The sequence below is a fragment of the Nocardia sp. NPDC050175 genome (genome assembly GCF_044459885.1).
Classification (GTDB): Bacteria; Actinomycetota; Actinomycetes; order Mycobacteriales; family Mycobacteriaceae; genus Nocardia.
This window is the reverse complement of the sequence record NZ_JBITJI010000001.1, coordinates 1,154,490-1,167,466: the sequence shown is the minus strand read 5'-3', so window position 1 is coordinate 1,167,466 and position 12,977 is coordinate 1,154,490. Positions and strand designations below refer to the sequence as shown.

12 protein-coding genes are annotated in these 12,977 nt (G+C 67.3%); 8 read left to right on the top strand and 4 right to left on the bottom strand.

The window, feature by feature from the left end:
• Positions 1–55 precede the first annotated feature (55 nt).
• Positions 56–937 carry an alpha/beta fold hydrolase gene (locus ACIBK2_RS05305; protein ID WP_396963894.1) on the bottom strand — a complete coding sequence of 294 codons (882 nt, stop codon included), beginning with the start codon at positions 935–937 and terminating at the stop codon, positions 56–58.
• 1,033 nt (positions 938–1,970) lie between these two features.
• Between ACIBK2_RS05305 and ACIBK2_RS05300 the strand changes: the two genes are divergently transcribed.
• On the top strand, positions 1,971–3,098 hold the full coding sequence (locus tag ACIBK2_RS05300) for a glycoside hydrolase family 3 N-terminal domain-containing protein (protein ID WP_396963892.1): 1,128 nt from the start codon (positions 1,971–1,973) through the stop codon (positions 3,096–3,098).
• Positions 3,099–3,112: 14 nt separating this feature from the next.
• Here the strand turns inward: ACIBK2_RS05300 and ACIBK2_RS05295 are convergent, their stop codons facing one another.
• Positions 3,113–3,454 carry a MazG nucleotide pyrophosphohydrolase domain-containing protein gene (locus tag ACIBK2_RS05295; RefSeq protein WP_396963890.1) on the bottom strand — a complete coding sequence of 114 codons (342 nt, stop codon included), beginning with the start codon at positions 3,452–3,454 and terminating at the stop codon, positions 3,113–3,115.
• A 162-nt stretch (positions 3,455–3,616) separates the two neighbouring features.
• Between ACIBK2_RS05295 and ACIBK2_RS05290 the strand changes: the two genes are divergently transcribed.
• Positions 3,617–3,970: a hypothetical protein gene (locus ACIBK2_RS05290; RefSeq protein WP_396963888.1), complete on the top strand. Its 354-nt coding sequence runs from the start codon at positions 3,617–3,619 to the stop codon at positions 3,968–3,970.
• Between the two features lie 11 nt (positions 3,971–3,981).
• Here the strand turns inward: ACIBK2_RS05290 and ACIBK2_RS05285 are convergent, their stop codons facing one another.
• Both ACIBK2_RS05285 and ACIBK2_RS05280 read right to left on the bottom strand, forming a co-directional pair.
• Positions 3,982–4,626, bottom strand: a complete 645-nt coding sequence (locus ACIBK2_RS05285; RefSeq protein ID WP_396963886.1) for a histone deacetylase — start codon at positions 4,624–4,626, stop codon at positions 3,982–3,984.
• A gap of 326 nt (positions 4,627–4,952) precedes the next feature.
• The gene (locus tag ACIBK2_RS05280; protein ID WP_396963884.1) at positions 4,953–5,618 is read right to left on the bottom strand and encodes a class I SAM-dependent methyltransferase; all 666 of its coding nucleotides are present in this window, start codon (positions 5,616–5,618) and stop codon (positions 4,953–4,955) included.
• A 60-nt stretch (positions 5,619–5,678) separates the two neighbouring features.
• Between ACIBK2_RS05280 and ACIBK2_RS05275 the strand changes: the two genes are divergently transcribed.
• The 6 genes from ACIBK2_RS05275 (at position 5,679) to ACIBK2_RS05250 (ending at position 12,966) form a co-directional block, all read left to right on the top strand.
• Positions 5,679–6,467, top strand: a complete 789-nt coding sequence (locus tag ACIBK2_RS05275) for a glutamate racemase (RefSeq protein ID WP_396963882.1) — start codon at positions 5,679–5,681, stop codon at positions 6,465–6,467.
• A 64-nt stretch (positions 6,468–6,531) separates the two neighbouring features.
• A complete protein-coding gene (locus tag ACIBK2_RS05270; RefSeq protein WP_396963880.1) occupies positions 6,532–7,479 on the top strand; it encodes a winged helix-turn-helix transcriptional regulator in 948 nt (315 codons plus the stop codon).
• Positions 7,480–7,559: 80 nt separating this feature from the next.
• Complete coding sequence (locus ACIBK2_RS05265) at positions 7,560–9,020, top strand: carotenoid oxygenase family protein (protein WP_396963877.1); 1,461 nt, start codon at positions 7,560–7,562, stop codon at positions 9,018–9,020.
• A complete protein-coding gene (locus ACIBK2_RS05260; RefSeq protein ID WP_396963875.1) occupies positions 9,017–10,006 on the top strand; it encodes an LLM class F420-dependent oxidoreductase in 990 nt (329 codons plus the stop codon). Before ACIBK2_RS05265 ends, ACIBK2_RS05260 begins: the two co-directional genes overlap by 4 nt.
• A complete protein-coding gene (locus ACIBK2_RS05255; RefSeq protein WP_396963873.1) occupies positions 9,999–11,195 on the top strand; it encodes a thiolase family protein in 1,197 nt (398 codons plus the stop codon). The genes ACIBK2_RS05260 and ACIBK2_RS05255 overlap by 8 nt, the downstream gene beginning before the upstream one ends.
• Positions 11,196–11,205: 10 nt before the next feature.
• Positions 11,206–12,966, top strand: a complete 1,761-nt coding sequence (locus ACIBK2_RS05250) for a class I adenylate-forming enzyme family protein (RefSeq protein WP_396963871.1) — start codon at positions 11,206–11,208, stop codon at positions 12,964–12,966.
• The last annotated feature ends 11 nt before the right edge of the window (positions 12,967–12,977 follow it).

Below are 12,977 nucleotides of genomic sequence, written 5' to 3'. Positions count from 1 at the left end.
GCGGGTTCGGGTCCCGTCGACCGCGCCTCCGACAACGCGACGCTCGCGTTGTCGGCTAGGAGTTTGTGTCGACGAACGCCCGTATGCGCTCGATGAGCACGGCGTTGTCACGAATCCAGTCGTAGTGCGGGTTTCGGTTCGTAGTGTCCAGCAGCAGGTTCCAGTGGGTCACCGATGCGTTGGCGAGCTTGCCGCCGAGGGTCTGGACTCCTCGGGCAGTGGCCATGCTGTCGCCTTCGACAGCAACGGCCAGGACCGGCATCCGCACCTTGGCCAACCCTGATTCTAAATCCAGTGCAGAGGAAGGGACCCGGTAGCTGCCGGTCCGGACCTGGGTGGCGAAGTCGCGCATGAGCTGGGTCGAGTCGTCGCCGAGCACCCCGATACGCCGCCCCGGAAAATAGCCGACCAGTCGGCCGATCCCCAGAGCCAGGTGGGCGCCACCGAGGATGCCGAGATTCCGCGGAAACGGCCAGCTTCGGTAGTGGCACGAGGGAGCTCCCACCAGAATGGCCCCCGCCGCCACAGTCGGCTGCTGCCCCAGATAGAGCGCTCCGAGCTGACCGCCGAGGCTGTGCCCGAACAGATACCGCGGCGCCGAAGGAAAATTGGCCTCGACGGCATGAAACAGGGCGGGATAGTCGCGGGTCACGATCTCGTGGTACCCGTAGCACGTCCCGCGCCCCACGCGCACCGAACTCGTGCCCTGCCCCCGCAATTCGCCGACCACCACCTGAAACCCCGCCCGCGCCAGCGCCTCCGCGAACGGTACGTAGGTAGCTCCCCGCGTCCCCATGGCGGGCATACAGACAAGCACCGGCGCCGTCGGATCGGCGGCTTGGCGATAGATCCGAACCTCGATCGTCGCCCCGTCCTCGGCACGCACGATCTGCGTAGTCATCTCGGCAGCTGGAATCAACAGTCCCCCCTCATTCATGATCATCCTCGGCAACCGACGGAACCGTTGTCAATGCCGACCCACCTGGACCAGGCTGGACTCCACCCCCGCAAACCCCACCGCCGACGGCCTACTCCCGGTCCTCGACGAACACCGCAACGAGTCCCACAGCCTCGTCCACCGCGAACGCCCCGAAGTCAGCAACCCCAGGCCGAACCACGCCCCCGCACCACCAAATCCGCACCACCTCTCGGGACCTGCACCGACTCTAGGGCCCTATTCCGAGTGCAGATCCCGAGAGAGAGTGCAGATCCGAGGCGACACGTTCCGCAACCTGCAACGGATGGTGCTGATCGACGCCTCCAGTCCCCGTAGACACCGGACCCACAGAGCGCCCATACCCTTCACAGAGTGTTCAGCCATTGTGAGGTGTATGCAGGCTCTGTGAAACCCCCTCCCCACCAACGTGTTTCACCACGGTGGGGTCCTTGGGGCGCAACCACGGCCAGTTCGCTCGGCGAAAATCCATCCGTACACCCGCTGTGTCAGCCCCTCACCCGCTGCACAGGGTGTGCAGCCCACACAGCGGGTGTAAGGCTTGTATCTTCATCACCCCGGGAGCGGAGATTCGCTGGTTATCGGGCTCTCGCAACGTCACTACGGCCGGGTCATCACGCGAGGACCCATCCGTACCCCGCTCTGTCAGCCTCACACCGCCTGTGCTGGGTGTGGGGCTGACACAGTGGGTGTGCGGCGGTAGCTTGACCACTTCGGGAGCCGAGATTCGCTGGTTATCGAGCTCTCGCAACGCGACCACAGCCAGATGACCACCTCGGGAACGCGACACCGCGCACCTGACCGATAACTAAAGCCGGGTACGGCACACGACGCGCCCAGCACTGCTCGGTCATTCCCTTGGATAAGTACACCTATCGGATAGGTACACCTAAGGACTTCCCAGGGTGACCTGCCCATGAAAACTGAAGACCTACCCAGCCGTTCCATCTGGGGAACAGGGCCTCGCGTCGAGCCGATTGATGCGCGACCATTGTTTGGGGTGGAAGGAGTCGGGATGTTGATGCCCGCCATCGGTTTCCGTCGCTGGCATGCCCGGTTGGCTGCCATTGTGGTGTGCGTGCTGGTCGCTGCGGTGCAGGTGGGGGTGGTTGCTGGGCCAGGGGCGCGGGCGGCGGGGTTGACGCCGCAGCAGTTGGCGGGGCAGCGGGTGATCTATTCGTATTCGGGGTTGGTTCCGCCGCCGGTGCTGTTGGATGCCATTCGCACTGGTCAGGCTGCCGGGGTGATCTTCTTCGGGGAGAACATTTCCAGTACGGCGCAGATCGCCGGGGTGATCGGGCAGTTGCGGCAGGCGCAGGCGGAAAGTCCGATTCAGGTGCCGTTGTTGTTGATGACGGATCAGGAGGGCGGGCTGGTGCGGCGGCTGCCCGGGGATCCGGTGTTGTCGGCGAAACAGGTTGGGCAGTCTGCTAATCCGGTGGCCGCCGCGATCGATGCGGGCATCGGTGCGGGGCGCACTTTGCGCGGTGTGGGGATGAACGTCAACCTCGCCCCGGTGTTGGACGTCTACGACACCCCCGGCAATTTCATCGATCGCTACCAACGCTCGTTCAGTAACAACCCCGCCGTGGTGGCAGCACTGGGGCTGGCGTTCACCGCCGCCCAACAGACCACCGGCGTCGCCGCCACCGCCAAACATTTCCCCGGCCTCGGCTCGGCCCCCAGCGGTCAGAACACCGACACCGACCCGGTCATGCTCCCGTCGAGCGAGTCCACCCTGCACTCGGTCGACGAGTTCCCGTACCCGCCAGCAATATTCGGCAGGGTAAAACTGGTCATGCTGTCCTGGGCCATCTACCCGGCTCTCGACCCCGACCACCCCGCCGGCTTGTCACCCAAGATCGTCAACCAGGAACTACGCGCCCGCAACGGCTTCACCGGCGTCACCATCACCGACGCCATCGAGGCAGGGGCACTGAACTCGTTCGGCACGACCGGCCAGCGCGCCACCTCCGCCGCAGCCGCAGGCATGGACCTCATCTTGTGCTCAGCCCGCGACATCGGCCAGGGCGAGGCCGCCACAACCGCCTTGGCCAACGCCTACACCAACGGCCAACTCGACCACGCCGCCTTCACCGCTGCCGTAGACCGCGTCACCGCCCTACGCGCCGGCCTCTTCTGAACAGTCAAATCCGTTCACGCCGAACCCGGTTGGCGCCCCAATCGCTCCGCGATGCTCTCCTCGAGCTCGCCCATCGTCCTGGTGAAGACGCTCTCGAGGTCGACGTCGTACCGATGCGTCAGAATCAACACCGACCAAAGGCAGTCCGCCAGTTCATGTTCCAACGCCGCCCGCCCACCAGGCATCGATCGAGTCCCCTCGGCCGCCATGACCAATTTCGCGAGATCGCCCACATCCCCGACGAACCCGAGCATGAAGTCCGCCCGAGTCCACGTCCGCCCGCGTTCAGCGAGATTCAGCGCGTCGTAGAGATCGTGAATCGCGATGGCTCTGGCTTGAAGTTCGTATATATCCACGCCCCATGTCTACCGAGTACCGATCAAGGCCGTTACCGGTGCGAGATTGCCCCTGGGCCGTGGTTCGGTTCGACCCCAGACCGAGCCGAGCGAGTAGTTTTACCCATCTGAACAGGTGTTTCTTCGGTGCTGGCGGCACCGCAGGAGGCATAGGCTCCAGGCATGTCTGATGCTTCGTCACCTGCTGAGAACGCGACTCTCTGCGGTGCCTTTGCTGCCGTCGTGATGGCGCCGCCGGCCGCCGCGATCGTCGCGACTGTGTACCAGTTCCCCGTCTTCATGTACGGCGAAGCCCGTGGGCTCGCCGAAGCCGACAACGCCGCGATGGGAACTGTGTTCTATCTGCTCTTCGGTGGCGCCCCGGTGCTGGCACTCCTCGGAGCCGCCGCCGGTCGCTTCGTCTCGCGGCGTACCAGCCCGGGCATCCGCCGCGCCCGGGTCGGGGCACTGATCGCGGGCGCGGCCGTAGCGCTTCTCGTCGCCGTGACTATGGGCGTGGCTTCGGGTTTGGGTTAGCCCCGTGAGGTTCATCCAGTGAGGAGGATGGTGAGGGATTCGGGGGTCCAGGTGAGGTTGGCGCCGGGGCGGGTGGCCAGGTAGGTGGCGGTGGTTTCGATTGTCCAGCCGTGGGATTCGATGAGGCCGGTGGCCAGGTGGCGCAGGTAGGTGGGGGAGGGGGAGTTGCCGGGGAGGTCGGTGTGGTGCCAGGGGGCGGTGCAGGTGAGGATCGGGTGCGATTCGAGTGTTCCCGCGTAGGAGAGGGTTTCGTAGCGGCCGGGGCCTAGTGCGGTGCGGCCGTTGGTGATTGCCTCGGTGAGGTCGAGATCGGTGCCGGGTAGGCGGTACATCTCTTGGGCAGCGATGTCGGAGAACTGAGCGACGGTGAGTAGGTAGGCACGGGCCGCGGTCTGACCGGGGCCATCCGGGTCGTAGAACGCCCGCCCACCGGTCCACACCAACGATTCAGTGGCGAAATACAGCAGTCCCGGCAGCATGACGGGGACCGAACGAGCAGGCTCGGCCGGATCGCGGCAGCCCGGCACCGCCCGCGCCCCACCCTCCGGCGTACCTCCGGTGAGGTAGCACCGCAGCCGACTCAGATGCATGTTCGACCCGTACGCCGCATACCAGACCAGATCTGTCGCAGCACCGCGATCACCGTTTCCAGCCACCCCACCATCCTGCCGCTCACCACGAGCCAGCACCGCGTGCTGCGCACGGTTTCGCCAGCCGCGCACGATTCAGTCAGCGATTTCGCCGGTTGGCTGGACGAGATGGCTGACTGGCTTACACCGACGTCACTTCGGCAGGCACAGAACTGAATCCGTCAACCGGGTGGCCCCGCGCAGGTAAATGCCAACCGCGCACGCAATTGCCAGCAATTTCGAGCGCACCGCAACGAAACGCGCGCCGGAGCAACCGTTGCCCGGGCTGCGGCTGCCTATCCGCCGTCGACGGGAAAGTTCGTATCAGAGTGGAGGGCGCATTAGCCGAATTTTCAGCCTCGCTGGAACACCGCACGCCACCGCGTGAACCCCGGCCGCCCCGCAGGCGACACCTGCTCGACGCGGATCGGCCGGAGATCGTCGGTCGCGAACGCGTCGATCTCGGATCGGGTGAGGGGCCAGGGCGGCCCGTCGACCTCGACACCTTCCTCGCGGATCCCCGCGATGACCACCAGTTCCCCACCGGGCGCCACCATCCGCGCGACGTTCGCAGTCGCCACCGCACGCAACGAGACGGGCAGTGACTGCACGGTGATCGACTCGACGACCACATCGAATGCACCCGTCCACTCGGCGGGCGGATCGAGCAGGTCAGATACGACGTAGTTCACCGGGGAATCCGGGAAACGTTCGCGGGCGGTCCGTATCGCGGTGTCGGAGACATCGAACGCGGTGGTCTGGAAACCCAACTTGCCGAGATGCTCGGCGTCGCGCCCCAACCCGCAGCCGACCACGATCGCCCGCATGCCACCGTTGGCCCGCTCATGCCGCTCGAGCCAGTCGACCAGCAACTCGTTCGGCTCGCCCGCGTCCCAGGGCACGATCGCCGTGCCATCGGCGGCCGCCACGTACAGTCGCTCGAACCAGCCTGTTGGATCACCTTGCTTCAGCGAGTCGGTTGCCAGCCGGGTCGCATCCGCATCACGAGAATCGGTCACCCGCCGAGTCTGTCAGGCGCCCTCGGCGACCGCACGGCGGCCACCGGGCATGATCACCGGGTGACCTCTTTACGGCAGCCGATCGCGGTCTTCGACGCGGGCCTCGGCAGTTATTCGGCGGTGGAACTGTTGCATCGGCGCCTGCCCGACCGCGACATCGTCTACCTCGCCGACCGGGCCAGCTTTCCGTACGGCGCGAAGGATCGGACCGAGCTGTTGACGGTGGTCGACCGCGCGGTGCGGTTCCTCGCCGAATTCGAGCCGAGCGCCATCCTGCTGGCTTCCAACGCCCCGTCGGTGACCATCCTCGACGATCTGCACAGCCCGGTCCCGATATTCGGAGTGCGGCCACCGGTGCAGGAAGCGCTGGCGGTCGCCGACGAGGTGGCGGTGCTCGGCGTGCGCTCGCTGGTGGAAAGCGTTGAGCTGAAAGAGTTTCTGCGAGCGGAAGCAGGCTCGGCGATCACCCGGGTGCACGCCGTGAATGCCTCACCCCTGGTGGAACTGGTGGAGAGCGGCGACTTCCTGTTCCGCCGCGACCACACCGCGACGGTGATCAGCGAGTTCCTGAACACTCTGCTCGCGGCGCATCCGGAAGTCGACGCGGTGACACTGTCCAGCACCCATTTACCTTGGCTGCGTGACTATTTCGAGCACGCACGCCCCGAACTGCGACTGTTCGACCCCATCGAAGGCGTGGTCGACCGAATCCGCCCACTGTCCGCACCGGGCAGCGGCACCGTCCTCGGCCTGGTCACCGAGAACGACCGCTACCCGGCGAGCGAGTTCCGGGAGATGCTCACCCGCCTCGAGATCGACCTCGAACTGGAGTCCGTCGTCATCTCTTGAGCACTCACGAGGCCGAAATCGACTACAGTTAATGAAGTGCAACTAGGCGAGGAGGCGTGCACAGATGGCAGTTGACCCGATCGATGCAGGGCAACCAGCCCAGCATCCCGTCGCAGCCACCTTCGACCTGCTCGGCGACCGTCTGACACTGACCATCCTGCGCCACGCATTCGTCAACCACACCCGCCGCTTCAACCAGTGGATCGAACGCACCGGCGCCCCACCCGCCGTACTCACCGCCCGACTCGCCGCCCTGGTCGACGCGGGCGTCTTCGTCCGCACCCCGCAGGCGGCGTCCCCGGACCGCTTCGATTACCTGCTCACCGACCTGGGCCTGGCCACCTGGGAGATCCTCGTCTCCGTCTGGAGCTGGCAGCGCGAGTGGACCGCCGAGGGCGCCTTGCATCCCGACCTGGTGCACGGCGCATGCGGACACCGCGGCCCGCCGGTGCTGATGTGCCGAAGCTGCGGCCGCACGGTGACCCCACGCGACACCGATGTCGACCTGGGTGATGATGCGTTGTGGCGCTTCACCTCCAGCGGCAGACGCCGCGCCCGCGCTCCCGTCTCCGCCCGATCCGACATGCAATTCGACGAGGTCATGGCGGCGATCGGCGACCGCTGGAGCGCCACCGTAACCGGCCTCGCGCTGGCAGGTATGCGCCGATTCAGCGCGTTCCGCACCGCGATGAACATGTCGCCCACCACCTTGACCGAGCGACTGTCCCGCCTGTGTGACGCCGAGATCCTGCGCCGATCCGGCGAAGGCGCCGGCCGCGAATACCGCCTGACCCCGCGCGGCCGCGCACTGTTCGCGATCTATGCGTTCCTACTCTCCTGGTCCGCACTCGCGCACCCCGGCGCACCCGAACCGCGCCTGCGCATCCGTCATCGCGAATGCGGTGCGGACCTGGTGCCCGCCCTGCGCTGCCGCGGCTGCGAAGCCCGACTCGACCGCACAGCCGTCCGCTTCGAACCGGTCGCACAGGCCGTCCTCGACCGCCTCGCCTGAGCCGCCCGACCAGCACCTCTTGACACCCCTCATTGAGACGCGTATCACTTCAATAACTGTAGTGAAGGGGCAGGCAACTCATGACGCTCAACGAAGAACTCATCGCACCGGCCGCGCAGGCGCTGACCAACCCGTACCTGGAAGGCATGTACGCGCCTACCGCCGACGAGATCACCGCGACCGACCTCGCCGTCCTGCACGGCGAACTCCCCGCCGACCTCGACGGCGTCTACGTCCGCAACGGCCCCAACCCGCAGTTCGCGCCGATCGGCCGCTACCACTGGTTCGACGGCGACGGCATGTTGCACGCGGTGCATTTCGAGAACGGCAAGGCCACCTACCGCAACCGCTACATCCGCACCACCGAGTTCGAGGCCGAGCGCGCCGCCGGAACCGCGTTGTGGCGCGGCGTGATCGAGCCATGGGACGACAACCCGCCGGGCGACCGCCGCGAACGCAACTCCGCCAACACCGACGTCGTCTTCCATCACGGCAACCTGCTGTCGCTGTGGTACCGCGCGGGCAAACCCTATGCGCTGGACCCGATCAGCCTGGAGACCCGCGGCGTCGACACCTTCGGCGGCACGCTGCCCGGCGAGATCTCCGCACATGCCAAGGTCGACGAGCGCACCGAGGAATTCATCTTCTTCGACTACGGCATCCACGCGCCGTACCTGCGCTACGGCATCGCCGACCCGTCCGGCACGGTCACCCACTACACCGGCCTCGAGCTGCCCGGCCCGCGGTTGCCGCACGACATGGCGATCACCGAGAACTACTCGATCCTGATGGATCTGCCGCTGTACAACGACCCGAGGGCCGCCGCGGCGGGCCGGTTCAAGCTGTTCTTCGATCGCACGCTGCCGAGCCGTTTCGCGGTGCTGCCCCGGCGCGGCGACGGCAGCCAGGCGCGCTGGTTCGAGGCCGCGCCCGGCTACATCTATCACACGGTCAACTCGTGGGAGGACGGCGACGAGATCGTCATGGTGGTCTGCCGCGTCTCCAAGCCGAGCCCGGTATCCGATCGCGCGAACCCGCTCGCCCAGCTGCTGGCCTACCTGCGCCCCGAGGCGAAACTGCACAGGTACCGCTTCAACTTGCGCACCGGCGCCACCATCGAAGAACCGATGGACGACGTCAACACCGAATTCCCGGCCATCGATCAAGGCCGCACCGGCCAGCGCGGCCGCTGGTCCTATCAGATGCGGCTATCGGTAGACAGCACAATGCTTTTCGACGCGGTGATCAAGTACGACCTGCGCACCGGCGCCAAGCAGACCCAGCCGTTCGGCGACGGCTTCTTCGGCAGCGAGCTCACCGTGGTCCCGCGCCCGGACGCGCGCGACGAGGACGACGCCTGGCTGACGATGTTCGCCTTCAACAGCCACACCCAGCTGTCCGAGGTCTGGATCTACGACGCCGCCGATCTCGCCGCCGGACCGGTCTGCCGACTCGGCCTGCCGACCCGCGTGCCCCTCGGTTTCCACGCCACCTGGGTCAGCGGCGAGCGGATGCGCGCGGCCGCGGCTCCGGCCGAGTGAGCGCCGCCGACCGCCAACTGAGCGTGAGCCTGCCCTATTGGCAGGACCGCGATCCGTTGGACGCCCTCGCCGTCGCCGAAGCGGCCGAGAAGCTGGGCTATCACCGGCTGTGGCTCGGCGAGATGGCGACCTTCGACGCCTTCGCGCTGGCCACCGCGATCGGGTTGGCGCCCGGCCGGATTCCGCTGTGCCTCGGACCGTTTGCCGTCGATGTCCGAAGCCCGGCCACCATCGCGATGGGTGTTGCGAGCGTCGCGGCACTCACCGGTCGGACGGTCGACGTCGCCATCGGCAGCTCGAGCACGGTCGTGGTGAACGGCTGGCACGGACGCGAAAGAAGGCACACTGCAACGCATCTAGAGGAATCGGCGCGCATCTTGCGGGGGCTGCTCGCAGGCGACAAGGTCGATTTCGCGGGGAAGGTGGAGCGCACCAGGGGCTATCGGCTCCGTCTCGCGCCACCGCGCTCATCGATCACCGTGGCGGCCTTCGGTGCCCGCGCCTTGGCGGCCGCCGCCCGTGCTGCTGACCGTGTGGTGCTCAATCTGGTAACTCCAGAACAAGTTTCGCGATGTGCCGAGTTGGTGCGCGAGGCCGCGGCAGCGGCAGGCGTACCGAGTCCCGCGATCTCGGTATGGGTCACTGCCGCAGCGGATCCGACAGCCGACATCCTCGCTACTGTCCGTCGCGGTGTCGTGGGCTACCTGCGCGCACCGGGTTATGACGCCATGTTCGAGGAGGCAGGCTTCGGCGAGATCGTGCGTCTCGCGCACAGCGGCGCGCATCCGCGCGACATCCTGGCGGGTGTGCCCGACGAATTACCCGCGGCCGTAGGCATGTTCGGCGACGACACCACCCTGCGCCGCCGACTCGACGCGTACCGCAGCGCGGGCGCCGACGAAATCGTCGTCGTGCCCGCCACTTCGGCCGAGGACCCGGCGGGCCACCACACGCTCGAGACCCTCGCGAGGATCGACCATGCCTGACGCGCTACCCGACGCCTACCTCTACGACGCCATCCGGCTACCCCGCGCACGAGTCCGCAAGGCAGGCGGCACGCTCGCCGAGATCCCACCCTACGAGCTGTTCGGACAGCTGCTCACCGCACTCGAAAGCCGCTCGCTCAGTCCGGATTCCGTCGACGACATCGTGGTCGGCATCAACACGACGGTGGGGGAGCAGGGTGGGAATCTCGCCCGAGCGGCGGCACTCTGGGCGGGGTGGCCGGACCGAGTGCCGGGCGGCGTGGTGTCACGACTGTGTTGCTCCGGGCTCGACGCGGTCGAGAGCGCTGCGGCCCGGGTCGCCGCGGGCTATGCCGACGTGATCGTCGCAGGCGGCGTCGAATCGATGTCCCGGGTGCCGATGCTGTCGGATCGACCCGCCATCGCCACGGACACCGACCTCGGCGAACGCACCGGGTTCGTGACGATCGGCGTCTCCGCCGACCTCACCGCCGCCACCTACGGCATCACCCGCGCCGACCTCGACGCCTACGCCGTGCAATCACACCAGAGAGCCACCGCCGCACCGAGTTCCGACTCCGTGGTGCCGGTCCGCAAGGGCGGCACCGTACTGCTCGACGCAGACGAGGGCGCCCGCGCCGACGCGAACATCGACGCCTTCGCCGCACTACCCGCCCTGTTCGGCGACGATCCCGCATGGGAGCGGGTGGCCCGCCGCCTACCCGGAGCACCGCACCCGGCGGACGGCCTGCACACGATCGCAACCGCACCACAACTCGCCGACGGCGCCTCCGCCCTGGTGGTCGGAAACCTCCGCGCGACACAGACACTCGGCCACCCACCGATCGCCAGGATCGTCGGCACCGCACAGACCGCCGTGCGCTCGCCACTACTGACCGCCCCGGCCGCCGCAGCACGGCTCGCACTCAACCGAGCGAGCCTCACCGCCGCCGACCTGGACGTGGTGGAAGCCAACGAATCCTTCGCTGTCACACCGATTCTGCTCACCAGAGAACTCGGCCTCGACCCGGCATCGGTCAACCCGGCCGGTGGCGCACTCGCGGTCGGACATCCACTCGGGGCGACCGGCGGCAACCTCATCGTCCAAGCGCTCGACGCACTCACGCGCACGGGCGGCGAACACGCGCTGGTCACCATTCCCGCGGCCCTCGGGCTTGGCGCCGCGGTCGTGCTGCGGCGTCTGAATTGAAGGAACACCCATGGCCGAGTCGCCGATCACCGCAGCCGATGTCACTGATGCCGTAGCCACTGATTCCGGCGCGGCGGTACCCACCTGCCACCCCGAGGACACGGTGCGTGAGTACCTCGATCGTGGTTGGTGGCAACCGGATACGCTGCCGGAACTCTTTCAGCGCCGGATCGATACGGCACCGGACGCACCCGCCGTCACCGATCCCGCCAACCTGGCCGCGTTGACGGGAGCACAGCCGCGAACGCTGTCCTGGCGCGAACTCGACGAGCACACCCTCGATCTCGCGGCCGCGTTGTACCGCAGCGGAATCCGGCAGGGCGATACCGTCGCGGTCCTGCTGCCGAACTCGATCGCGTTGACCGCCACCTACTTCGCGCTGTGGCGACTCGGCGCGGTCGCGACACCCATGCCCGCCTCCTACCGCCGCCATGAACTGTCCGGCATCGTCGCAGCGGCCGACGCGACGGCCATCATCACCACGGGCGAGCTGTCCGGACGCGAACTCGCCCGCGAGGCACTGGAAGTGGCGGGCGACGCACGCACCGTCTTCGCCTTCGGCCCCGGCGTGCCCGACAACGCGATCGCCCTGGACGGGCCGGTGGATACCGCAGACCGGGAGCGCCTGCGCTTTTACGTTCGCGGACTGACGATTTCGGTGAACGACCGGGTCACCATCTGCTGGACCAGCGGAACCGAGGCCGCACCCAAGGGAATCCCACGCTGCCACGGCGACTGGCTCGCCATGGCCTGGGGCGTACAGGACGGACTGCACCTCACCCCGGAGTCGGTGCTGCTCAACCCCTTTCCCATGGTCAACATGGCGGGCTTCGCCGCGTCGTTCCTGCCATGGCTGATCACCGGCGGGCACCTGGTGCAGCACCAACCGCTGGATCTGCCGGTGTTCCTCGGACAGATCGCGCGACACCGGGTGACGCACACCAGCATGCCGCCCGCGCTGCTGACGATGCTGCTGCACAACGAAGCACTGCGCGCCTCGGCCGACCTGTCCTCGCTGCAACGAGTCGGTTCCGGCGGAGCGCCGTTGCCGCCCAGCATCGTTCGTGGCTGGCAGGAGGAGCTCGGCATCGAGGTGCTCAACTTCTTCGGCTCCAACGAAGGCGTGTCCCTGCTCGGTGCGCCCATCGACTTCCCCGATCCGATCATGCGAGCGCAATACCTGCCGCGCTACGGCGCGCCCGGCGTCCGCTGGGCCACCCGGCTCGCCGAGAGCACGCGGGTCAAACTCGTCGACGTCAGCACCGGCGCGACGGTCACCGAAGTCGGTGGCATCGGCGAACTCCGGCTCGCGGGCCCGGCCGTATTCGGCGGCTACCTGCCCGGCACCGCAACGGCCGAACCGTTCGACGACGACGGGTTCCTGTGCAGCGGAGACGTATTCGAGTTGTGCGGCGTAGACGGCCGGTATCTGCGTTTCGTCGACCGGATCAAGGAGATCATCATCCGCGGCGGTATGAACATCGCTCCGGCAGAAATCGAGGGGTTGCTCGCCGACGCTCCCGGTGTCGCCGATGTGGCGGTGGTCGGTTACCCGGATCCCGTGCTCGGCGAAAAGTGTTGCGCCTTCATCGTTCCCGCGCCAGGCGCGACGGTGACGCTCGACGGCCTGGTCGAGCATCTGCGCGCCCGCGAGGTGGCGTCATTCAAATTGCCGGAACGCCTGGAGATCGTTGAAACGCTGCCCCGCAACCCGGTCGGCAAGCTGCTGCGCCGCGAGTTGCGGTCCACGCTCATCGATGACCCAGCCTGATCGCCGATCCA